Genomic DNA, 23,361 nt, shown 5'->3' with positions numbered 1-23,361 from the left:
ATACTATGCCCTATGCCATTACTAAGCGCTGTATTCAGTGTGACCATTGCCTTCCTCAGTGTCCTGAAGGTGCGATCCAAGTTATCGATGGTGACTACTGGATAGATCCGAGTTTGTGTAATGATTGCGAAGGTTATATGACACCGCAGTGTGTCCTTTGTTGCCCTGTCAATTCTCCAGTGCCTTATCAAGCAAAAAAGGGTAGATGCAAGGTTGATGCTAATGTCATTACCAGTCAGAAGCTATTTACCGATGGGAAAGGACATCCTTTTGCCTCAGCTATTGTTATTTGGGAATTATGCAATGTTTTAGCCCAGCGTCAATCGCTTCCTTGGCAAGTTGATGCGGATGGAGAGTTATATTATCAACGACAAATTAATGGTGGTAAAGGTGCGATCGCATTCCGAGTGACGGATAGCGTAAATTCCGAGCCAGAAAGCGTACTTAAAGGTGCCAAGGCTTTATCTGCGATCGAGGCATTTGATATTAGATCTGCTTGTATGCACTTAATATATGCCGCTCACGCCACTAACCTAGATCAACCTTGGGAAGAAAAGTTTACCATCAACGACCGACAGATTGAGGACTATCTAGGGCTAGAGAAACGTAAAGACTTGAGCAAAACTACCAAGCTAGCTTTGATTAAAGAACTTGCTCAACAACCCTGTCAACTGATCGCTTCTATTGATTTACCCGCAAAAGGGAAGATTCCAGGGGTATACCTAGAAAAAAGCCGCTTGTGGCATTTATTAGATATTCAACACCACTTTCAAGAAGACGATTTAGGATGCAAACATCTAGTTGGGTTGACCTTTACAATTAAAGTCGGTCAGTGGGCAGAGTATTTTCTCAATCGCCAAGGCTGCAAAGAGCGTACTGCTTTCTATCAATACGGTACCTTACCTAAAGCTTTACTAAATGTAGTCATGAGCATTTGGCAACAGCATGAAGGTGCAGCGCGGATGATGCTGTGGTTATTATTTAAAACCAAAATAGGTAGAGAACAACGCATTACTATCCCCACCCTCATGAGAGTTGCTTATGGCGAGCGAAAACTGAGCCAAGTCTCTGGACACCCAGAGCATCGCCAACGCCTCTTAAGAATATTTGAAAGCGATTTAGAAGTACTTAATTATCATGGACTCAAACCTATATTCGATCCTGTTACCTACCCATTAGAAATTCAACCTTTATGGGCAAAATTAGTTGATATTCCTGAAGATGCAGAAGCCGCATTGGACTTCTGGATTGATGATGGTAGTAACGGTACGCGATTAACCGATGCAGCCCCTCGTGGTAAGTGGAATCGACTCATGAATGCCCGCATCTTATATTTTGAAGTTCCACCAGAGTGGAAAAAACAACTTGCCAAATCTAAGAAAAAGCAGCGAACTACTAGCCGCAAAACAAAATTAAAACCACAAATAGCGCTTTCTGTTGAATATATTCTTGAGGCGAGAAAAAGACTAGGGTTAAGCCAAAGAGACTTAGCAAAGCTAACAGGTAAAAGCCAAAGTTGGATTCGTGATATTGAAAATGGGCGTTTTGAAGCTAAGTTAGAAGACCAAATGTTATTACAAAAAGCATTGGCGATGGGTAATGGGTAATGAGAATTTCTCCCCGTGCTTGTAAAGACGCGATTCATCGCGTCTCTACCCCGCCCCCTTGTCCTCATTTAAGCTTCGTTGAACTTGGCGCGAATAGTTTCTATGCGTTGACGATTTACACCTAAATCGCTTTGACCCAAGCGAGAAGCTGAACGCACTTGAATGACATTTGCGTTGCGGTCAAGATAAAATTCGACATCATCCACGAAGCCTAATAAGGCACTTTTAAATTCTGCATACAGATAATCAGTACTTTCAGTAATGATTTGAGTTCTGGGTAAAGACTCAATGATACTTTTAAGATTGGCGATCGCTTCTTCTGGCGTTGATGTAAAAGTCAGTGGGGCAATTTGATGGACTGCATCTGTACTTTGGCTAGATACACAGTTAGGGCTATTGGGACAAGATGCTAGTTTCCCGTTGTTAACCCCTAAGTTATTAGGTCTTTTACCTGCAAAAACCATAATTATCTTGTGAAATTTTGTAATTTAAAGTCGTATTCACTCTAGAAGAATTAATTGCTCACAAGCAAGCCACCTGAGATGGAATATATAGGAATACGAATTAAATTCATTCATTAGCAGAACGTTCAAACACTACGGAAAGATTATTTGCGGGCATTTGGTAAATCTGTTTGAAGACAAAATTTTCTGCATTAGCTACTGCAATGACATCCTCTAAGTTACGCACACCCCACTCTGGATTTTGGGCGCGTAAATATTCATCAAAAGCAGCATTACTCGGTGCTGTATGTTCTCCACCGCGTTTAAATGGGCCGTATAAATACAGAATATCTCCCGGTTGAAGGATACGATTTGCCCCTGCCATTAGCCCCAGACAAGCTGACCAAGATGAAATATGAATCATATTAATATTAACGATCGCAGTAATTGGTGAAGTCTGAAGCCACTCGCTGACTACTCCTGTTTCCACTGTCCAAACTGCTTCTCTCACATCCAGCGTTTGCGGTGGATAAATATTCTCACAGCCGCAGTGTTCAATCCAGGCACTAATGCTGGCGAGTGACTGTGGGTTTACATCTGTAGGTAGCCACTGGCGCGGTTTGAATTTGGGGGCAAAAAACACTGAATGTTCGCCAGTTCCAGCAGCTATTTCCAGTATCGTGCCACTCGCAGGTAATACTTGTAAAAGTACTTCTAAAATCGGTTCGCGGTTGCGCTGGGTTGCGGGTGCTTCTTGCCTTGCGTCTTGTGGTGTCATTCCTGTAGTTGGAGAAAGAAAGTGGGATAACTGCCAATACAGTTCGGTTAAGGGGGAAAGGGAAAAGGGGAAAAGGATTGAATTCACCCTTACCCTTTTCCCATTACCCTTTTCCCAAATCACGAGGGAGATGCAAAAGACTTATCCGAACCGTATTGGGATAACTGCCATCAAGACCATAATACCGAGAGCAACGTTATCTAAATTAGTAATTTTCGCTGAAATATCTTGCTTTGGATGCTTGTAAAAGTATGCTGCATCTTACTTCAGCACTCATTGATAAGCAAAATTAAGAATCCTGAGAATCACTCAAAAAACGGTGATGCGATCGCTCTATGATGCGGTAAGTACCGCATAGCTTACAAAAAATCATGACGCATACCGTATCAATCAACGATAGTCAAAGGTTACAACTTGCACCTTTAGCAACGCCAAATCGTCTACTATTGGGGCCGGGGCCTTCCAATGCTCATCCAGCCGTTCTTCAGGCAATGAATACCTCACCAGTTGGGCATCTTGATCCTGCTTTTCTGGCTTTGATGGATGAAATTCAGTCATTGCTACGCTACGTATGGCAGACAGAAAACCCCCTGACAATTGCAGTTAGCGGTACAGGAACAGCCGCAATGGAAGCAACCATCGCCAATATCACAGAACCTGGCGATGTCGTATTAATTGGTGTAGCGGGATATTTTGGCAATCGCCTTGTAGATATGGCGGGAAGATATGGCGCAGATGTCCGCACTATTACTAAACCTTGGGGACAAGTCTTCAATTTAGATGAAATCCGCACAGCACTAGAAACTCATCGCCCAGCAATTCTCGCCTTAGTTCATGCGGAAACCTCCACTGGCGCACGTCAGCCGTTGGAAGGGGTAGCTGATTTATGTCGTGAATTTGACACACTATTACTAGTAGATACCGTTACCAGCTTGGGTGGAGTACCCATATTTTTAGATAATTGGGGAGTAGACCTTGCTTACAGCTGTAGTCAAAAAGGCTTGGGTTGTCCTCCGGGTGCTTCACCCTTTACCATGAGTCCCCGTGCTGTAGAGAAATTGCAAAACAGACGTAGCAAGGTTGCTAACTGGTATTTAGATATGAACTTGCTGAGTAAATATTGGGGTACTGAACGCATCTATCACCATACAGCACCCATTAATCTGTACTATGCATTACGGGAAGCACTACGTTTAGTGGCGGAAGAAGGACTAGCAAACAGCTGGCAACGTCATCAAAAAAATGTAGAGTATCTCTGGGATAGTTTGGAAGATATTGGATTAAGTATGCACGTAGAGCGAGAATATCGTCTCCCAACACTAACCACTGTTCGCATCCCTGAAGGAGTTGATGGCAAAGCCATTGCCCGTAAGCTACTTGATGAACATAACATTGAAATTGGCGGTGGTCTTGGCGAACTAGCCGGTAAAGTTTGGCGGGTTGGACTAATGGGCTTTAACAGCCGTAAAGAAAGTGTTGATAGACTTTTAGAAGCACTGCGCCAGGTATTACCTAAATAGGGATTAGGAACTAGGGATTAGGAACTAGGGATTAGGGACTGGGGATTAGGAACTACAAAGTAGTCTTTTTACCCAGCTATCATAAGTTTTTCAAGTTAGCCCCTCATGGGAAAAACCCACAACCAAAAATGAAAACCTGTATTTCCAATGCCCCATGCCCCATGCCCTATGCCCTATGCCCATTTTCAAGTTAGCCTCTGATGTGATAAATGACACAACAAAGGCATAAAAATAAACTGTTCCCAGTACCCAGTACCCAGTACCTAGTCCCCAATCCCTATTAACCTCTATTGATTCTTGTGGCTTTGCTTTCCAGCTTGAGAATGTTGCCCTCGGGTACCACCCTGAGTGCCTTTGCCTTCTTCGTTATTGTCCTCATCATTATTATTATTTGATTTGCTGCTGCCTCTGTGGGAACTCTTGCCGCCTTTGCTGCCAATTTCAGCCATGTGTTCTCTGTCTTGGCTTACAGCTTCACCGCCCTTGCGTCCAGCTTCACGGGCTTCCTCAGAGGTAAACTCGTGTGCTGTACCTTTTTCATGAGCAGCGTGTCCGCCTTTACTAGCAATTTCGCGTTGTTTATCTTCATCCATAGAAGCAAAACCGCGCTTACTGGTGTCTGACATTTGAAAACTCCTTTTAACTAACTAAAGCTTTTGACTTTTGTAGCCAGTGGAAACCTTGTTCGGTTTCTTATGTCAAATAATTACTTTCTAAAGTTAGCTACCAAATTGAGTTGTATTCATGTCTCCTTAGGGAGAAAGATTTACGGTTAGAGCATGACTATATATATATACAAAGATATATACTGAAACCTAGAATTAGCGATAATCTACCTGAACTAAAAAATCGCAGAAAAATTTTTAAAAAAGCTTTAAATTCTAGGCTCCAGCAAACTTGATAAATTCTCTTTTTGCAGAGCTTGCTTAATAGAGAAAATCTGATTTTTTCCAAAAATGACCAACTAGTGAATTAGTAGCTGAGAATTGTTAATACGTACCAAAATCTATAGAGGGTAGGATTTCCCTACCCTAAAATTTATGGATATTTAGCGAATGATGAAGAATTGGTACATATTGCAAAGCGCGATCGCTCTCCTCAAATTCCTCAAATGCTTGGTAATCAGTTGGGTTGAGGAATTTCAATTGCTCTAGAATTTACTGGGATAGAAAACCAGCGAATAAAAGAGGTAAAAGAATTAAAGCCGAGATAATCAACACTAGCGTGATTGGCTGTATTTTTAAAATGTTCTTATCAGGCTCTGGCATTGTTCACCTTAAAAAAAATAGGTAGACAATTTCAGCCTAAACTATTTTCACGCCTCGATTCAAGCAAACTGTAGAAAATCTCGTACTTTAGTAAGATTTAAAACCCCGAATTTTTCAAAAAGTCAGGGTTCTGGGTTATCCCTAGCAACAATTTTGTAATTACGAATTACGAATTACGAATTACAAATTACTCTGTTTTACTTCTCAGCCGACAATACCGGACTTGGTCTTTTCAACTTCGCATAGGTGCGGCGAACAGGTGGCTGATGCACCATCGAATAACCCATCCAGAGAATATTTTGCCGTTCTTTAACGGGGAACGAAACTGTGTGGACTAATGCATCTTGCTGCCACATCAATGAAGAAAAAGGTTGTGGTGGATTTTGCTGATTTCCTTCTAATAAATACCCTTGAATATTTTTTCCTAAAGAAACTGGCTTACCTGTGTGTCTGTGTTTATAAAATTCTTTGATTGCAGTGACAGAATTGGGGCTATCAACGCTAAAACTGCCTACTAAACAAGACGTATCAGTAGTTTCACAACTGAATAAACCCACAATCATACTGCGAGGCGAATTGCTAGAAAAAACTTTGACAGTTAGTTTACTGAGCAAATCGCGATTACTACCATCTCCTAAGCGAATTTGTTCGGGTAAACGCATTGCATAACCTGGTGGTAAGCTTTGCTGAATTTCTGGCAATTCAGAAATAAATACTTCTGATGGAATAGCAAAAGCCGGAAATGTACTGCCTAAAACAGCTAGAACAGCTGGTAAAGTAAGTAATTTACGAAACAGCATATTGTAACCATTTTTTATAAGTGGATAATAAAAACTACTTGAAAAAATGGTTAAAAAGCCTGAGAGGAATTACTTATTAATTAGTAATAAAAGGACACAGTTAGATTGGGGAATGGGGGAAGGGAAAAGGGGTAATGGGGAATGGGAACAACTAATTATAAATACCGAATACCAAACACCAAACACCCAATTTAAAAATCTACGCCACGTTTTAGTTCTACGCCGTGATTGGCATAGTGTTTGTGGCAATAAACTTCGGAGTGAACGCTGGCTAAATCAAAGTATGAAGGTTGATTTTGACAGCGACCGGTGATAATTACTTCCGTATCACGGGGTTTGCGAAGTAATGCTTGCACAATCGGTTCTACGGGGAGTAATTCTAAGTCAACGGTGGGATTGAGTTCATCCAAAATAATGGTTTTATACAATCCAGAAGCGATCGCAGTTTTGGCAATTTCCCAACCTCTTTCGGCTTCTACGTAGTCTAATTCTTGGCGAGAATTGCGCCAGACGATCGCATCTCTTCCACAACGTTGATGATCCACTACCTCTGGATATGATTGCTGTAAGGCTGCGATCGCAGCGTCTTCTGTGTAGCCACTACCACCTTTGAGCCATTGCATAATCATTACGCGGGTAGAGCCAGGATGATTGATTCCTCTACCTATAGCTTGTAATGCCTTACCTAAAGCGCTGGTAGACTTACCTTTGCCAGCACCCGTATAAATCTCAATCCCCTCAATTAGCAATGCTTCTGCTGTGGGGTGATGTTGAGGCTTCATTTCCGAATGTAAATCGGCAATATCTAGCAGCTTTTGCGGTGCAGCACGTCCAGTAGCAATAATTTCTAAATCCTGGGGTTTAGACTTAAGTGTCCGTACAACTTCATCAACTTCCAGCAAACCTAAATCTAGAACTGGGTTAATTTCATCGAGAACTACAACAGAATATAAACCAGAGGCGATCGCACCTTTAGCGACATCCCAACCTCTAGCTGCTTCAGCACAGTCAAAGGCAGTAATTTCGTCAGGGCCAAAATATTCTGCTCTCCCAGTTCGTACTTGGTCAATTAAATGAGGAAAGCCGCGCTGCAATGCAGCAATTGCGCCGTCCTCATCATAATCTCGTTCTGGCCCCTTTAAGAATCTTAGTAATAAGACACGATTTGCATTGCTCGGTGTATTAATTCCCAAGCCAATCGAGCGCAAAACCACGCCTAAAGCTGCTTGGGACTTCCCTTTCCCAGCACCATCGTAGACGTGAATTTGACCAGTGAGCCGTTCAGGACGCACTTGCGCCGTGCGAATACCGATACCGTTCCTTGTCATTTCTCGAAAAGCTCTAATGTAGCAATTTTTAATCTTAACGAACGTCTTGCACTCTCAGGTAGAGCGGCTATGATATTTGGGCATTGGGCATTGGGCATTGGGCATTGGGCATTGGGCATTGGGCATAGAACATTAAATATATGTATTAAATTTGAAGTCTTAATTTTTCACCCATTCCCCATTCCCCATTCCCCAGTCCCCAGTCCCCAGTCCCCGAAAAATACTGGCACATCCCGATGGTAAAAGGCAAGAACAATGAGATAATTGCCCCCATCACAGTGGGTATGCCAGTTATACTCTCTAAAGTTAACCCTTACAGAGGAAGGTTTATGTTTGACGATTGGACTCTTCCCAGAGTATTGCCGATAGGCGCAATTTTGTTTGATCTCTTATTTATACTGATGGCCATCTCTATAGAAGGCTACTGTTTCAACAGAAGATTAAAATTTGACAAAAAAACTAGCATTTTTTATGCAATATCTATTAATCTCTTTTCCAGCGTGATTGGTTGGGTAGCGTTTTTCGTCATAGAGCCTATGTTGCCCCTGCAGTTGCGGACAGAATTAATTAACTATATATTCTTCAACACGGTTAAATATTCTAATACGCAAACTGTCATTATTTTATCTGCTTTTATAATTTTCTTTGCTACGTTTATTGTCAAGTTATTTCTGCTCAGAGGTTTCTCACTCTTACTCAATGAAGAATTTTGGAAAAAGAGAGAAGAAACGACAAGCAACGAACCACCAAACTGGCGTAAGCTCAAACGCTCTAAATTAATTAGTAATAATTTAGTTTCTACTTTATTAATAGCTAATTCATTGAGTTATACGGCTATAACTTTTGTTCTACTGATTCGGAATAAAGTTTTCTAATTTAATAACTTAGTCTGCGGTATTAAGATGGTGTGTATTAAATGAGTTAGAGGTAAATCAATGAACACAATATTTAAGGATTTATTGGGTGTAACCAATTTTATTTCAGATATATACGCTAGGCTTAAAAAGATATTTGTCCCTCCTAAAGCTTATTCCTGGCAGACATTGATATATTTAAGTGTCTTTTCTTGGGCAATATCTTACTTTGCTACGCCTCCTATTAAGGATGTAATTGCATTTTTTGGTTGGTTATTTTTAATAGCTGGTACATCTTGGTATACTACCGATGACCCTTTAAGGGTTCCGGGTACTTTTATGCCTGTTGGTGCAGTCATCACTGGATTTTTAGTAAGTGTGTTTGCATTTGGGCAACAAAATAATACTGGTATTACCCCAAATACTATAGTTTTGTGGCCGACAATCTCGGCACTAATTACCGCCGTACCCGAATTTTTTGAAGGAAGTGGTACGGATGCTAAAGCTCAGATTCCTAAACCAGAAGACCGCCAAAGAATAATTGTATTGGTAGCTAGCTGTATGGTGTTAAGTTGCTGGCTGCAATTCTATTTTGTTGTCAATAACTGGGTAGAAAAATATCCTAGTTTATTGTCTGATAATTTCAAAAACAGTGCCTTTGTAGTTAAAACAGAATTGCCAACAAATATTCCACCTAACGGTGCTTTAATTCTGAGAGAAATTAGACCAAAATTAGAGAATCAAATCGATAAACAGCCTTGGTCACAAGTCGAGAAATGGCTACAAAATGCTAATGCAAATCTTAGTAATATAGCAGAGCAAGTAATTCAAGATAAACGCCTCAGACAAAAAGACGAGAAGATTTTATGGCGGATTGAACCACGAATTTCCAACCCTAATCCTCGCAAAAAAGATGAATATATACTAGATATTCTCAGTATTTGGACTGGCCCTAGTTCTGACAGACGCGGTTATTATCTCAAGCAGTCCTGTCAAATTCGACCAATTGCAGATACTACGAGCAGAGCCACTAATTCAAAACCCGATGAAAAACCCATCATCGCCGAAGTTGAGTGTGGCAAGGTTAGTAAACCAATTCTGGGATTACCGCCAGCAGAAAGATAAATTAATTCAAAATTGCTAAAATGCAACATTCATTAGATATGCTGAATTTCAGTAGAATTTTTGTGATCGCCAAAAATGTATTTCAGGAAGTAATTCGCGATCGCATCCTTTATATTATCGGTGTGTACATCCTCATACTTGCCGCCGCTATTCGTTTACTACCTGAAGTTGCTGCTAATACCGATGGCAAAATGTTTTTGGACTTCGGTATTGCGGCGATGAGTGTGATTGCCTTAATTGTGGCTGTATTTGTCGGCACTGGACTAGTTAACAAAGAAATAGAAAAGCGTACTGTTTTGATGTTAATTGCCAAACCCATTAGTCGCAGTGAATTTATTACTGGTAAATACTTGGGTTTATCGGCTGTCCTCGCCTTACTGATTGCCATTATGACTGGCATTTATTTGATATTTTTACAATTTGGACATATCCATCATTCCGCAAATAGTATTTTAATTGCCGCAATTTTTTTATTTTTGCAAACATCTTTAATTGCTGCTGTGGCTATTAGTTTGGGCGTATTTACTAGTTCCCTATTAGCAATAGTTTTGACTTTGGCTGTATATTTATTGGGTAACATCACTCAAGATTTATTGAAATTTGGGAAACTGAGCAATAGCCCAGGCATTCAACAACTTACTCAAGCCTTGTATTTGATATTGCCAGATTTATCGCGTTTAGATTTAAAGAACTATGCTGTTTATGGTTTGCAAGCATTACCAGAACCAACGGCACTGATTGCGAATGCTGGCTATGGCTTAATCTACAGCGCCTTGCTGTTAGCGATCGCAATCTTAGTCTTCTCACGCCGCGAATTTTAATCATTGTAGGATGCGTTATTAACGCATCCTACACGCCATAATATTTAAGCAACAAATATGATTTGCGGCTCCTGAATTGTGCCATCAGGCATAATCGCATCCACCAGCTTTGTATGAGTTAAAATACTTCCCCAAAGTTTAGCTTCAATTAAGTTAGCCTCAGTGAGATTTGCCCATCTTAAATCTGCACCAATTAAATTAGCTTCAGTTAAATTAGCTTCTAATAATTTTGCACCACAGAGTTTCGCTCCTGCGAGATTAGCTCGCACTAAGTTTGCTTCAATTAACGATGCTTCAATTAATTTGGCTTCAGTCAAATCCGCCTCACTTAAATCAGCATCACATAAAGAAGCCTGCGTCAGATTGGCCTCACGCAGGTTAGCACCCGTAAGAATAGAACCGCACAAATTTGCACCACGCAAATCTGCTCCCGCAAAATTAACACCACTCAAATCAACTGCTCTCAGGTCTATTCCGCTCAAGTCACATCCGCTGAAATCTCTACTTTGACTTAAAATGAAGTCCTGTTTGTCAGCATAATTTCTCATGGTATTACCTCAGGGTGTAAATTATGGCAACAATCAATTGTGAAAGTTACTGTATATCGAGCGTACACCCCAAAAGTGAATAAGCAGCGCCGTAAATTAATAATAATTTCAGAAAAATTCATTCATATGCGAAAAAGTAAGCTTTTCAGGTACTTTTTGGCTAAAAAATTCTGACATAAGTCAGGAAAATTTGATATATAAGCAAAGGTCATATTTTCAAGTACTGACTTCTCTAAGCTACCTCTCAGCAATAAAAAAACCCCGGCGAAACTAACCGAGGTTGATGGGAGAAGTCCAAATGACGATGAGAGATACAGATAGCGAATTGCAAAAATTTTAGCTAACGCTGAAACCTACTAAAACTAAAGTTGTGACTATTAAAGTAGCGAAAACAGCCTGTATTACATATTTGCGTTGTTCCCAAATTGCAGGGTACTCAGCGTAATACATTTGGGGTTCGGTTGCATAGTTATTGAGAACGCCGTCTTCGTTAATGGTGGTATACATAGTTATTTCTCTTTGTTGTTTTTCTTTTGTTTGTTACTTTATGTAAATAAATTTAACAAGATTGTTACAAAAAGTCAACTCAACTTGACAAATAATTACAGATAGTATTAATAAGCCTGGCTTATGTGATGGGATTAAGATGAAAAGAGGACTTCTATAAATAGTTGAACTCCGTGAACGAGGCTTTTTGCTTCATTCTTGAGACAGCTATTCCCAAAGCAAATGAAAATAACCAGATTTTCGCCTTTAACTGCGGTGATGCTCACGGCGCTAACTCTCAGCAGTTGCAGTACAGTTAGTAGTAGCGACTATGAAGCCACAGCGCTGACGACTTATACCTGGCGCGTGAAGTATATTAATGAGCCATCGCCGGAATTTGAAAACTTTGCCACTACATCTTTACTCAATCGCAATGGTATCAAGCCAGAAGGTGCGGTGACTGGCCCTGATGATCGGGGTTTATGGTGGCCTGCGCTACCACCCCGTCCTACTGTCAGCGAGGTGGAACAGCGTAAAAAACCTCAACAAGAGGTAAGTCAGCCAGAATTATTAAAAACCGTAGAGTATAAGGTGAGCTATAAAGTGGGTTCCGAACAGAAGATATTCCCCACAAACTACGATGTTTACCGAGAGGTAGTAAAAGCGTATCCATCGCGCATCCCTTTATCTTTTACTTTGGGGGTGAACGACGACACAGTGGAGAAAGCAGAACAGGCCGATTGAATAAGCTATTAGCCTGAAAATTCATTCTCCGGTGGGAAAGGAAAGACTCAGTTTAATACTCGCCCTTGTGTTTCCCAGACTAATTTTAAATTTTTTCTCATCTTCCTTGTTCCTTACCCAAACCAGATTGGGGTTGATTAATCACAGGAGATGGGCGAGGTGAAACTGGATTACGCAACAACAGAATAGGAATACTCAGTAGCCCGAAAATCATCACAGCCCCTGTCATCATCCATACTGTCAGACGATGAGGTTGATAGTTGCCTCGTTCAATTTGCCAGAAAACCCGGTTGTATTGCCATGCAGCTAAAGCGATCATCACAATCCCAAAAATTACTAAGACAATCCCTAAATTTTCCGAATTGAATAAGTGATGTACATCAGGTTCTCTGTGGGTGATGACTATATCTAGCTGATTTAAAAATAAACCAAATCTAGCGATCGCAAATCCAAACCCAATTAGTGCAATAGAAGTACGCAGCCAAGCTAAAAAAGTGCGTTCGTTGGCTTGATGCTCTCGTTGACGGTCTATTTTTGGTATTTTATTCATCAGTATTCCATTTCAAGAATTTGTAGAGACGCGATTCATCGCGTCTTTACTGGCGATTAACCGCGTCTGTCAAATGGCGTTCCGTTGTAAAAATATTACCCCGTTGTCTTCTTTATCTTCTTTTAGCCTTGCCGCACAGCAAAACACATCTACTGACAGAGACGTTTAGCTATATCATGCAATCATCATAAAATTAGATCAAAATTTCTTAAATCATCAATTTAGGGGGCTACTATGTCTCGTTTAACACAAATTCTCCAAAACTTGTACCTTCGTGTTGAAGGTTTTCTTTCTGTCATTTGGAATAAATTTGCAAATGTTGTCAAAAGTTTCTTTGGTTTTTTTGCCAAACTCTTGGGATTAACTGAGTCTGGTTACTTTTTAGAATCTGATGCGGCACAAGGTACCAAGCGAGTTGAACCTCCACAACCAATAGAAACTAAGCAAAATACTGCAGTTGAAACTCCCACCAACCGCCGCCGTTCTAATGCCAAAATGGATTACTACATGAACATGGCTCGTGATATGAAAAAGGGTTAATGACTAGTTTTCAGCGAAAAAACCTTTGAGCGATCGCATAACACAAGCTGTAATTAATTCCAATTCAAAAAACCTTTGTAATATATAGCAATCCTACAATGAGTTGTGAAATTATACCAATTTGAAAAAAGAATGCGACAGATTGTAGGGGCAAGGCAGTGCCCATTGGTGTCAACTTAAGCTAAAAAGCTTGCCCCACAAGCGTTTTACCCCTCCCCTCAATCCCCTCCCCCGAAGTTTGCTCAACGGGGGGAACCCTCCTTTGGATTCACCACTTTGCTTATGCCGGGAAACCCGTCCACCGCAAGTGGTTCACCGCACGCAACTTCTCTCCGCGCGCGGGGAGGGGAAGTTTTGGCTTTAGACAAAACTGGGGTGGGGTAACGCGGATCTTGATGGTAGACGATTTGATGCAAAATCAATTCCTGATAAGGGTTTCGCGTTAAGTTGACACAGGTGGGCAGTGCCTTGACCTTACGATTTCTGTACTCCTGTGGAGTCAGCCAGAAAGCCTTTTACAGGTTTCCTCACGCACAAATAAGCAAATTGTTCATTCAGAATCCAAAATTCTAAATTTAAAATTGATTGTATAGTCGCTGATTTGCGCCATGATACTCCAAGCCCACAATCAATTGACCTTGCAAGAGTTTCTCAATCTTCCCCCTGGTGAGGGAGATGTCACCTACGAACTTGTTAATGGTCAAGCAATTCCTAAGATGTCACCAAAATTTTTTCATGCCAAACTTACCCATGCCTTTCTAAATTTAATTGCACAATGGACTGAGGGAAAGGGATTAGTTTGTCCAGAATGGGCTGTTTTGCTAAAGCGACATGGCCGAGATTGGTTACCGACACCGGATCTTTTGTATATTTCTAATGAACGTTTACCTGCAGGCTGGAACGAAGATGAAGCTTGTCCTGTTCCTCCAGATTTAGTAATTGAGATTATCTCTCCAGGGCAAACCTTTGGACAAATGATAGCTAAAGCTCAAGATTATTTAGATGCTAATGTATTGCGAGTGTGGGTGGTAGATAGTAAAGCTAGAAGCATCACTGTTTTTTACCCAGATGCGCCACCAAAAACTTTTATGGGAGATGAATTACTCACAGATTCCTTATTTGAAGGCTGGGAATTTACTGTTGAGCAAGTATTTGAAATGGCAAAAATTCCCTTGAATAGCTAAATATTGCTTATTAAAGACAGTCAACAATCAACAGTCACCATGAGTAATTATGCAATTAAATGTGCATTGCTTTACTCAAATAAAAGGGAAAAAAGTTCAATCCCTTTCCCCCTTCCCCCTTCCCTCTTTCCCTTTCCCCTTCCCCAAACAACTTCTGTCATAATCACTGAAATAGACCGTTGTATCGGGCTGATATTGGGGAATTCGTCATGAAATTAGATTTAACAAGGTTTTTTCAGGCTTGTAACCCTAGCAAGACGCTGGCGATTAGCAAACCAGAGGATCGGCAATATTATATTGATTTTTCTCAAGTCCGGGGTGCGAAGATTATTGAAGAATTGGGGCGGACTATCACACGCTTGTCACCGGAAACACCTACCTGTCAATTATTTACCGGACATATTGGTTGTGGTAAGTCTACAGAGTTACTGCGGTTAAAGGCGGAGTTAGAACAGCAAGATTTTCATGTGGTTTATTTCGAGTCTAGCCAAAGCCTGGATATGGCTGATGTGGATGTTACAGATATTTTGTTGGCTATAGCGCGGGAAGTTAGCCAGAGTTTGGAAGCTATCAAAATTAATATTAAACCGGGATATTTTCAAAAATTATTTCAAGAAGTTAAGGATTTATTACTCACGCCGATAGAACTTTCGGAGGTGAAACTATCGGCAGGAATTGCGGAAATTACTACTAAAACTAAAGATAGTCCGAAACTGCGTGGACAATTGCGGCAATATTTAGAACCACGCACCAATGGAATTTTAGAATCAATTAATCAAGAATTACTCAAGCCAGCGCGAGAAAAACTGAAGGCGCAAGGTAAAAAAGGTTTGGTGGTAATTGTTGATAATCTTGATAGAGTTGATAATTCTGTGAAGCCATCGGGTTATTATCAGCCAGAATATCTATTTGTGGAACGTGGCGACCAGTTAAATCAATTAAATTGTCATGTTATTTATACCATTCCCTTGGTGTTAGTGTTTTCTAATGCTTTGGGTAGGTTAACTAATCGCTTTGGTGTCGATCCCAAGGTGTTACCGATGGTTCCTGTACAGCTACGGGATGCGGCAGATTCTGAACGAGGAATGACATTATTAAAACAGATGATTATGGTGAGGGCTTTTCCTGGGGTGAGTTGGGAACAAAGCCAAAATTTAATTAATTTGGTTTTTGCAAATCCTGATAGTTTAGCTAGAATTTGCCGAGTTAGTGGTGGACATCTGCGGAATTTGTTGATGTTATTATTTCGCTGTTTGCAAAGAGAAGATCCGCCGATTTCGGCTGAATGTGTGGAAGGCGTAATTAAACAACGGCGGAATGAACTAAGTTTAGCGATTACCGCAGATGAATGGGAATTGTTGCGGGAGGTGGCGCAAGATAAAATTTTTAGAGGTCATGAAAAATATGACCTTTTACTCCGCAGTATGTTTGTATTTGAATATCGAGATGAGGATGGTTCTTGGTTTGATATTAATCCGATTTTGACGGAGGCGAAGGAATAAAATTTGGGCATGGGGCATGGGGCATTGGGCATGGGAAAGATGTTAATTGTTGTTTTATAACCAGGATTATGCATCGCTAACCCGATAGATAAATTTGGTAGGGTACATTACGCCGCAGGCTCACGCACCGTCAACCCCATTCAAGAATGTGAATTGTTGTTTTATACTGCAGGATGATGCATCGCTAACCCGATAGATAAATTTGGTAGGGTGTGTTACGCCGCAGGCTAACGCACCGCCAACCCCATTCAAGAATGTGAATTGTTGTTTTATACCGCAGGATTATGTACCGCTAACCCGATATATAGGCGGTGCGTTAGGCGCTGAAGTTATCGTTTTGATAACAAATTATCTGGCGATGTGCGCCTAACACACCCTACAAATAAATTGTATAAAGCTAAACGGATATATTGGCGGTGCGTTAGGCGGTGGAATTATCGTTTTGATGACAAATTATCTGGCGATGTGCGCCTAATACACCCTACAATTATTTTATTTTCATTGTTGAAATTTTGAATTTGGGGCACGGCAAAGTGACTCATGAAGAAGCAGAAAATTTAGGTGCTGATAATGAAAGTTCATTGCAAACTCTGGTAAGAGCAATTACGCTTTCTCAAGGTGAATTTTCGCTGATATTATTGCGCTGTAATTATGGGGCTTTGCGTCAGCAGATGGTGCAACGTATCCATGAATTATCAACGGTGAAAATTAGGGAAATCACTTTACCTGCATCGGTGAAAACGCTTTACAGTGCTATTAAGACAGAGTTGGGAGATGAACAGCCACCAGCTTTGATGATTTTTGGTTTGGAGTCGGTTAAGGATATTGATACGGTACTGACTGCGGCTAATCAGGTGCGGGAGGAGTTTAGAAAGAATTTTCCCTTTCCGATTTTATTGTGGATTAATGACCAAGTGCTGCAAAAGATGATTCGCTTGGCGGCGGATTTGGATAATTGGGCGACGACTATTGCTTTTAATAATAGTACGCATAATTTAATTGAATTTATGCGAGAAAAGACTGATGAGATATTTGCAGGTGATGTTAAACCGAATCTGCAAATTTGTTGGGAATTAACAACGGCGCGTCAAGATTTGCAAAGCCGTGAGCAACTTTTAGCTCCGGAAATTATAGCTAGTATAGAATTTGTTTTGGGTTTTGATGATTATTTATATGATCGGATAGATGGGGCTTTAGGACATTATCAAGAAAGCTTGGGTTTTTGGCGAGGTAGTCAGAATTTAGAACGCTATGGGATATTATTAGCTCATGTTGCTTTAGCATATCAACGGAAAGCGAATATTGAGCAGGTAGAAAATCAAGGCTATTGGCAAGAAGCGAGAAATTATTTTCAGCAGGCGATTGTGATTTTTGAGTCAGCACAAAAGCCGGATTTAATTGCTGAATATATTAGTAAATTGGGTGAGGTGCTGCGAAGTTTACAAGCCTGGCGTGATTTACAAGGGCTGGCGGAACAAGCTTTAATTCTGCATGAAAATTATGGTACGGCGCGACAATTAGCTCAAGATTATGGCTTTTTGGCTGAGGTGGCGTTACAAAATTCGCATTGGGATGAGGCGCAGCAATTTGCAGAACAAGCGCTGGAAGTATTAGCTAGCTGGAGGGAAATCTTAAATGTCATGGCGAGTAATGCGGAGCAATCCCCGCCTGTCATTGCGATCGCAGCGCAGCAATCTCAACCCACTGTAAACGAAGCTAATCAATCCTCTGCTGTCATTGCGAGCGCAGCGCAGCAATCTCAACCCAATGCAAACGAAGCGAAGCAACCCCAACCCAACGTAAACGAAGCTAATCAATTGGAGGAGATTGCTTCACTCCACTTCGTTACGTTCGCAATGACAAGTGTAAGATTGTTGGCGAATGAAGCAAATTTGCAATCTCATGAGGGGGGGTTATATCGGTTTATATTAGCTAGTTCGCAGCAGGGGTTAGGTGATATTGCAGCTGCAATTAGTAGCTTGGAGTTAGCGAAATTAGAAAGTAAACCGCAGTACAACCCGCAATTATATATATCTATTTTAGAGAAATTGCGCTTACTCTATTTTGAGCAAGCTAGATATTTAGATGCTTTTCATCTTAAGCAAGAGCGATTACAAATTGAACAGCAATATGGGTTTCGGGCTTTTGTGGGTGCATCTTATCTTAACCCGCAGCGACAGGCAATTAACCCAGCACTGATACAAGCAGAAAATACAGAAACAATTGCTCAAGAAATTGCAGTTTCTAGCCGAGTTCAAGATGTGCGGCGGTTACGGGAAAGAGTTAGCGGAACTGAACATAAATTAACTGTAATTCATGGACAGTCGGGAGTAGGGAAAAGTTCAATTTTACAAGGGGGATTAATCCCAGCTTTGCAAGAAAAACCTATTGGTGAGCGAGATGCTTTACCAATTTTGTTGCGAAGTTATACAGATTGGGTGGGGATGTTGGGACGGATTTTAGTAGAAAGTGTTGAGAGGTTGGGGGGAATATCTCTTAATTCGGCGGCTGAGATATTAGCGCAGTTGCGGAATAATGCAGAACGGAATTTATTAACGGTTTTAATATTTGACCAATTTGAAGAGTTTTTCTTTGTTTATAAAGACCAAGCTCAAAGGCGACCTTTTTATGAATTTCTGCGCGTTTGCTTAGATATACCTTTTGTTAAGGTGATTTTGTCATTGCGGGAAGATTATTTACATTATTTATTAGAGTTAGACCGGATATTTGATTTAACCGTTATTAATAATAATATTCTTGATAAAAATATTCGTTATCACTTGGGTAATTTTTCAAGGGATGATGCGAAGACTGTCATTCAGAGTTTGACGGAGAGGACACATTTTTATTTAGAGCCTAATTTGATTGATGAATTGGTGAAAGATTTGGCGGGGGATATTGGGGAAGTTCGCCCGATTGAGTTGCAAATTGTGGGGGCGCAATTGCAAACTGAGAAAATTACAAGTTTAGAAAGGTATCGTCAGGCGGGGACGAAAGAGAAATTAGTTGAGCGATTTTTAGATGAAGTAATTAAAGATTGTGGTGCTGTTAATGAAAGCACTGCGAGATTGATTTTATATTTATTGACTGATGAAAATGGCACACGCCCGTTAAAAACTAAGGCTGAGTTAGCGGCAGATTTAGCAACATCAGCCGAGGAATTAGATTTGGTGTTGGAGATTTTTGTTAAATCTGGTTTGGTGTTGATATTAAAAGAGTCTCCGGCGGAACGTTATCAATTGGTGCATGATTATTTAGTTGATTTGATTCGCCAGCAACAGGGAAATGAGTTATTAGAAGAATTGGCGAGGGAACGTGAGCAGCGTTTGCAAGCAGAAGAAAATTTAGAACGGGAACAAGCAGCAAAGAAAATATTAGCCGATGCTAACAGAGAAGCGAAACAGAAAATTAAGCAAGGGCGGAATAGATTAGCTTTGAGTTCTGGTTTGGCAATAGTTTTATTATTAGCGGCGGGTTTAGCTGCTTTGTATGCAATTAATAAAATTAGCGAGGCAAATATTGCTAACAAAGAAAAGCAAGATTCACTTGCAAAAATGGCAGAAGCGAATACTAATCTAGAAAATGTAAATTTACAAAAGCTGGAGACAGAAAAGCGACTGGGAGAGATTCAGAAAATCGCTAAAGGCTTAGAAGATAAAAAGCAAGATTTAGAAAAAAATTATCAAAAAGAGCTAAATAATAAAAAAGTGGCAGAAGCCGAATCAGCAGCAGCAAAAAAGGCGACGCAACAAGCAAATAAAAACTTATTAACCGCTAAAGCAGAGTTAGATAAGGTAAACCAAGAAGCAGCCACATTACAACAGAGAAACGCACAAGCAGAAGAGAGAATTAAAACGGCTAATGTAAATGTAAAAGCTGCGGAAGAAAAAGTAAAACTGGCAGACATACGACAAAAAAAAGCAGAATTAAAAGCTAGACAGGCTGATGAGAATTTAAGCAAAGCACAAGCAAGCCTGAGACAAGCACAAAGCGCCAAAATTGCCGCAGAAGTCGCACAAAAAGAAGCATTGCAAGGAACAAACTTAGAACGGGCGGGGGCTAATGCCTTAAGGCAATTTGAATATACCGAGTTAGAATCGCTGGTGTCGGCAATGCACAGTGGTAAGGATTTGAAAAATATTGTTAAAGATGGTCGCCAGCTAGAAAAATACCCAGCTTTTAGCCCGATTTATGCTTTGCATAGCATTCTGAGCAATATTAAAGAACGCAACCAGTTTCAAGGGCATCAGTCCAGTGTCTTAAGTGTGAGTTTCAGCCCGGACGGCAAAACCATCGCCACCGCATCTTCGGACAATACAGCGCGGTTGTGGAACCTGCAAGGGCAACTGTTACAAGAATTCAAAGGGCATCAGTACTGGGTCAGAAGTGTGAGTTTCAGCCCGGACGGCAAAACCATCGCCTCCGCATCTTCGGACAATACAGCGCGGTTGTGGAACCTGCAAGGGCAACTGTTACAAGAATTCAAAGGGCATCAGTACTGGGTCAGAAGTGTGAGTTTCAGCCCGGACGGCAAAACCATCGCCACCGCATCTTCGGACAATACAGCGCGGTTGTGGAACCTGCAAGGGCAACTGTTGCAAGAATTCACAGGGCATCAGGACGGTGTCAGGGGTGTGAGTTTCAGCCCGGACGGCAAAACCATCGCCACCGCATCAGATGACAAAACAGCGCGGTTGTGGAACCTGCAAGGGCAACTGTTGCAAGAATTCAAAGGGCATCAGTCCAGTGTCTGGGGTGTGAGTTTCAGCCCGGACGGCAAAACCATCGCCACCACATCAGATGACAAAACAGCGCGGTTGTGGAACCTGCAAGGGCAACTCCTGCAAGAATTCACAGGGCATCAGTCCAGTGTCAGGGGTGTGAGTTTCAGCCCGGACGGCAAAACCATCGCCACCGCATCTTCGGACAAAACAGCGCGGTTGTGGAACCTGCAAGGGCAACTCCTGCAAGAATTCAAAGGGCATCAGGACAGTGTCATTAGTGTGAGTTTTAGCCCGGACGGCAAAACCATCGCCACCGCATCTTCGGACAATACAGCGCGGTTGTGGAACCTACAAGAATTCAAAGGGCATCAGGACGGTGTCAGGGGTGTGAGTTTCAGCCCGGACGGCAAAACCATCGCCACCACATCAGATGACAAAACAGCGCGGTTGTGGAACCTGCAAGGGCAACTCCTGCAAGAATTCACAGGGCATAAGTCCAGTGTCTGGGGTGTGAGTTTCAGCCCGGACAGCAAAACCATCGCCACCGCATCTTCGGACAATACAGCGCGGTTGTGGAACCTGCAAGGGCAACTCCTGCAAGAATTCACAGGGCATAAGTCCAGTGTCTGGGGTGTGAGTTTCAGCCCGGACAGCAAAACCATCGCCACCGCATCTTCGGACAATACAGCGCGGTTGTGGAACCTGCAAGGGCAACTCCTGCAAGAATTCACAGGGCATCAGGACAGTGTCTGGGGTGTGAGTTTCAGCCCGGACAGCAAAACCATCGCCACCGCATCTTCGGACAATACAGCGCGGTTGTGGAACCTGCAAGGGCAACTGTTGCAAGAATTCACAGGGCATCAGGACAGTGTCTGGGGTGTGAGTTTCAGCCCGGATGGCAAAACCATCGCCACCGCATCATTAGACAAAACAGCGCGGTTGTGGAACCTGCAAGGGCAACTGTTGCAAGAATTCACAGGGCATCAGGGCTATGTCTGGGGTGTGAGTTTCAGCCCGGACGGCAAAACCATCGCCACCGCATCTTCGGACAAAACAGCGCGGTTGTGGAACCTGCAAGGGCAACTCCTGCAAGAATTCAAAGGGCATCAGGAAAGTGTCAATAGTGTGAGTTTCAGCCCGGACGGCAAAACCATCGCCACCGCATCTTCGGACAAAACAGCGCGGTTGTGGAACCTGCAAGGGCAACTCCTGCAAGAATTCAAAGGGCATCAGGAAAGTGTCAATAGTGTGAGTTTCAGCCCGGACGGCAAAACCATCGCCACCGCATCATTAGACAAAACAGCGCGGTTGTGGCCTGTGGAGAATTTAGATGAGTTGTTGGTGCGGGGTTGCGGGTGGTTGCAACTTTATTTAAAGAATCCGAATGTGAATTTGAGTGAGGGTGATAGGCATCTGTGTGATAATTTGTAATTCGTAATTCGTAATTCGTAATTCGTAATTCGTAATTAAGAGAGTAGAGAGTAAATAGAAAAGTTGGGGGTTTGGGATAAAGGGCGATCGCTTGTGGTATTTTTCAGGGAGTGCGATCGCTTTTGGTGTTTTTTTGTGATGGCAACTAGATCCCCCTAAATCCCCCTTAAAAAGGGGGACTTTGAGAGGTTTTTTCCAGTTATGCCATTATTAGGCAGGGTTGGGGGGAAATTAAAAATTGGTATGAGTGCGATCGCATTCACTGTAATTCGGGTTAAGCCTGAGAAACTCAGCTTCATAATACCTGAAAACGATTCTGAAGTACCTGAAAACGACTCTGAAGTACCTGAAAACGACTCTGAAGTACCTGAAAACGACTCTGAAGTACCTGAAAACGATTCTGAAGTACCTGAAAACGATTCTGAAGTACCTGAAAACGACTTTGAAGTACCTGAAAACGACTCTGAAGTACCTGAAAACGACTCTGAAGTACCTGAAAACGACTCTGAAGTACCTGAAAACGATTTTGAAGTACCTGAAAACGACTTTGAAGTACTCCAACACGACTCTGAAGTACCTGAAAACGACTTTGCAGTACCTGAAAACGACTTTGAAGTACTCCAACACGATACCAATTTGAAATTATGGAAAGTGCGATCTCGTTTTGGGTGTTGTGAGTGGTGAAAGTGCGATCGCGTTTTTGGGTGTTGTGGTGGTGAGAAATGCGATCACATTTTTGGGTTTGATGGGGAAATTACATCAATATATTATCCGTAGGGGCACGGCATCCACAGACTTTCGCTGAAATCGATAGATTATCGGTGCCGTGCCCGTACAATTTGGTTGGTGAGAAGTGCGATCGCGTTTTTGGGTGTTGTGGGTGGTGAGAAGTGCGATCGCGTTTTGGGTGTTGTGGGTGCTGAAAGGTGCGATCGCGTTTTGGGTGTTGTGGGTGCTGAAAGGTGCGATCGCATTTTTGGGTGTTGTGGGTGGTAAAAGTACGATCGCATTTTTGGGTTTGATGGGGAAATTACATCAATATATTATCCGTAGGGGCACGGCATCCACAGACTTTCGCTGAAATCGATAGATTATCGGTGCCGTGCCC

The 23,361-nt window shown here is 41.8% G+C and carries 21 protein-coding genes; 13 read left to right on the top strand and 8 right to left on the bottom strand.

The window, feature by feature from the left end; all coding sequences use genetic code 11:
- Window positions 1–5: 5 nt before the first annotated feature.
- The gene (locus HGR01_RS13550) at window positions 6–1,607 is read left to right on the top strand and encodes a helix-turn-helix domain-containing protein (protein ID WP_045870605.1); all 1,602 of its coding nucleotides are present in this window, start codon (window positions 6–8) and stop codon (window positions 1,605–1,607) included.
- A gap of 68 nt (window positions 1,608–1,675) precedes the next feature.
- Here HGR01_RS13550 and HGR01_RS13545 read toward each other — a convergent pair whose 3' ends face one another.
- Both HGR01_RS13545 and HGR01_RS13540 read right to left on the bottom strand, forming a co-directional pair.
- Entirely contained in the window at window positions 1,676–2,071 is a 396-nt protein-coding gene (locus tag HGR01_RS13545; RefSeq protein WP_045870604.1) for a DUF1499 domain-containing protein, read from the bottom strand.
- Window positions 2,072–2,177: 106 nt separating this feature from the next.
- Window positions 2,178–2,828, bottom strand: coding sequence for a DUF938 domain-containing protein (locus HGR01_RS13540; RefSeq protein WP_045870603.1), 651 nt, complete (start codon window positions 2,826–2,828; stop codon window positions 2,178–2,180).
- Window positions 2,829–3,199: 371 nt separating this feature from the next.
- Here HGR01_RS13540 and HGR01_RS13535 point away from each other — a divergent pair, with 371 nt between their 5' ends.
- Window positions 3,200–4,348: an alanine--glyoxylate aminotransferase family protein gene (locus HGR01_RS13535; protein ID WP_045870602.1), complete on the top strand. Its 1,149-nt coding sequence runs from the start codon at window positions 3,200–3,202 to the stop codon at window positions 4,346–4,348.
- A gap of 287 nt (window positions 4,349–4,635) precedes the next feature.
- Here the strand turns inward: HGR01_RS13535 and HGR01_RS13530 are convergent, their stop codons facing one another.
- From HGR01_RS13530 to HGR01_RS13520, 3 genes are all read right to left on the bottom strand, one after another.
- Window positions 4,636–4,974, bottom strand: coding sequence for a KGG domain-containing protein (locus HGR01_RS13530; RefSeq protein ID WP_045870601.1), 339 nt, complete (start codon window positions 4,972–4,974; stop codon window positions 4,636–4,638).
- A gap of 839 nt (window positions 4,975–5,813) precedes the next feature.
- Entirely contained in the window at window positions 5,814–6,416 is a 603-nt protein-coding gene (locus HGR01_RS13525) for a hypothetical protein (protein ID WP_045870600.1), read from the bottom strand.
- A 191-nt stretch (window positions 6,417–6,607) separates the two neighbouring features.
- On the bottom strand, window positions 6,608–7,744 hold the full coding sequence (locus tag HGR01_RS13520; protein ID WP_045870599.1) for a cob(I)yrinic acid a,c-diamide adenosyltransferase: 1,137 nt from the start codon (window positions 7,742–7,744) through the stop codon (window positions 6,608–6,610).
- A 329-nt stretch (window positions 7,745–8,073) separates the two neighbouring features.
- On the opposite strand from HGR01_RS13520, the gene fraC reads away from it, so the two are divergent.
- Genes fraC through HGR01_RS13505 form a run of 3 tightly spaced genes read left to right on the top strand, consistent with a single transcriptional unit; the run spans window position 8,074 to window position 10,544 of the window.
- Window positions 8,074–8,619, top strand: coding sequence for a filament integrity protein FraC (gene fraC, locus HGR01_RS13515; RefSeq protein WP_045870947.1), 546 nt, complete (start codon window positions 8,074–8,076; stop codon window positions 8,617–8,619).
- Window positions 8,620–8,679: 60 nt separating this feature from the next.
- Window positions 8,680–9,723, top strand: a complete 1,044-nt coding sequence (fraD, locus tag HGR01_RS13510) for a septal junction protein FraD (RefSeq protein ID WP_045870598.1) — start codon at window positions 8,680–8,682, stop codon at window positions 9,721–9,723.
- A 41-nt stretch (window positions 9,724–9,764) separates the two neighbouring features.
- The gene (locus HGR01_RS13505) at window positions 9,765–10,544 is read left to right on the top strand and encodes an ABC transporter permease (protein ID WP_045870946.1); all 780 of its coding nucleotides are present in this window, start codon (window positions 9,765–9,767) and stop codon (window positions 10,542–10,544) included.
- A 44-nt stretch (window positions 10,545–10,588) separates the two neighbouring features.
- On the opposite strand, the gene HGR01_RS13500 is transcribed toward HGR01_RS13505, so the two are convergent.
- Together HGR01_RS13500 and psb34 are read right to left on the bottom strand one after the other, a co-directional pair.
- A complete protein-coding gene (locus HGR01_RS13500; protein ID WP_045870597.1) occupies window positions 10,589–11,092 on the bottom strand; it encodes a pentapeptide repeat-containing protein in 504 nt (167 codons plus the stop codon).
- Window positions 11,093–11,428: 336 nt separating this feature from the next.
- The gene (gene psb34 / locus HGR01_RS13495; protein ID WP_045870596.1) at window positions 11,429–11,599 is read right to left on the bottom strand and encodes a photosystem II assembly protein Psb34; all 171 of its coding nucleotides are present in this window, start codon (window positions 11,597–11,599) and stop codon (window positions 11,429–11,431) included.
- A gap of 222 nt (window positions 11,600–11,821) precedes the next feature.
- Between psb34 and HGR01_RS13490 the strand changes: the two genes are divergently transcribed.
- Window positions 11,822–12,322, top strand: a complete 501-nt coding sequence (locus HGR01_RS13490) for a hypothetical protein (RefSeq protein ID WP_045870595.1) — start codon at window positions 11,822–11,824, stop codon at window positions 12,320–12,322.
- 97 nt (window positions 12,323–12,419) lie between these two features.
- Here the strand turns inward: HGR01_RS13490 and HGR01_RS13485 are convergent, their stop codons facing one another.
- Window positions 12,420–12,872, bottom strand: coding sequence for a YidH family protein (locus HGR01_RS13485; RefSeq protein ID WP_045870594.1), 453 nt, complete (start codon window positions 12,870–12,872; stop codon window positions 12,420–12,422).
- 234 nt (window positions 12,873–13,106) lie between these two features.
- On the opposite strand from HGR01_RS13485, the gene HGR01_RS13480 reads away from it, so the two are divergent.
- The 7 genes from HGR01_RS13480 to HGR01_RS13450 all read left to right on the top strand — a co-directional run bounded on the left by HGR01_RS13480 (window position 13,107) and on the right by HGR01_RS13450 (window position 23,334).
- Entirely contained in the window at window positions 13,107–13,412 is a 306-nt protein-coding gene (locus HGR01_RS13480) for a hypothetical protein (RefSeq protein ID WP_045870593.1), read from the top strand.
- 608 nt (window positions 13,413–14,020) lie between these two features.
- Entirely contained in the window at window positions 14,021–14,596 is a 576-nt protein-coding gene (locus HGR01_RS13475; RefSeq protein WP_045870592.1) for a Uma2 family endonuclease, read from the top strand.
- A 209-nt stretch (window positions 14,597–14,805) separates the two neighbouring features.
- Window positions 14,806–16,098, top strand: a complete 1,293-nt coding sequence (locus HGR01_RS13470) for a P-loop NTPase fold protein (RefSeq protein WP_045870591.1) — start codon at window positions 14,806–14,808, stop codon at window positions 16,096–16,098.
- A gap of 533 nt (window positions 16,099–16,631) precedes the next feature.
- Window positions 16,632–22,253 carry a hypothetical protein gene (locus HGR01_RS13465; RefSeq protein ID WP_263420027.1) on the top strand — a complete coding sequence of 1,874 codons (5,622 nt, stop codon included), beginning with the start codon at window positions 16,632–16,634 and terminating at the stop codon, window positions 22,251–22,253.
- Window positions 22,254–22,454: 201 nt separating this feature from the next.
- A complete protein-coding gene (locus tag HGR01_RS13460) occupies window positions 22,455–22,937 on the top strand; it encodes a hypothetical protein (RefSeq protein ID WP_052335200.1) in 483 nt (160 codons plus the stop codon).
- Window positions 22,927–23,058 carry a hypothetical protein gene (locus HGR01_RS13455; RefSeq protein WP_255325216.1) on the top strand — a complete coding sequence of 44 codons (132 nt, stop codon included), beginning with the start codon at window positions 22,927–22,929 and terminating at the stop codon, window positions 23,056–23,058. Before HGR01_RS13460 ends, HGR01_RS13455 begins: the two co-directional genes overlap by 11 nt.
- A 48-nt stretch (window positions 23,059–23,106) precedes the next feature.
- Complete coding sequence (locus HGR01_RS13450; RefSeq protein ID WP_155539244.1) at window positions 23,107–23,334, top strand: hypothetical protein; 228 nt, start codon at window positions 23,107–23,109, stop codon at window positions 23,332–23,334.
- The last annotated feature ends 27 nt before the right edge of the window (window positions 23,335–23,361 follow it).

The organism is Tolypothrix sp. PCC 7712 (genome assembly GCF_025860405.1).
In the GTDB taxonomy this organism is placed as follows: domain Bacteria; phylum Cyanobacteriota; class Cyanobacteriia; order Cyanobacteriales; family Nostocaceae; genus Aulosira; species Aulosira diplosiphon.
This window is presented reverse-complemented; position numbering and strand designations above follow the sequence as displayed.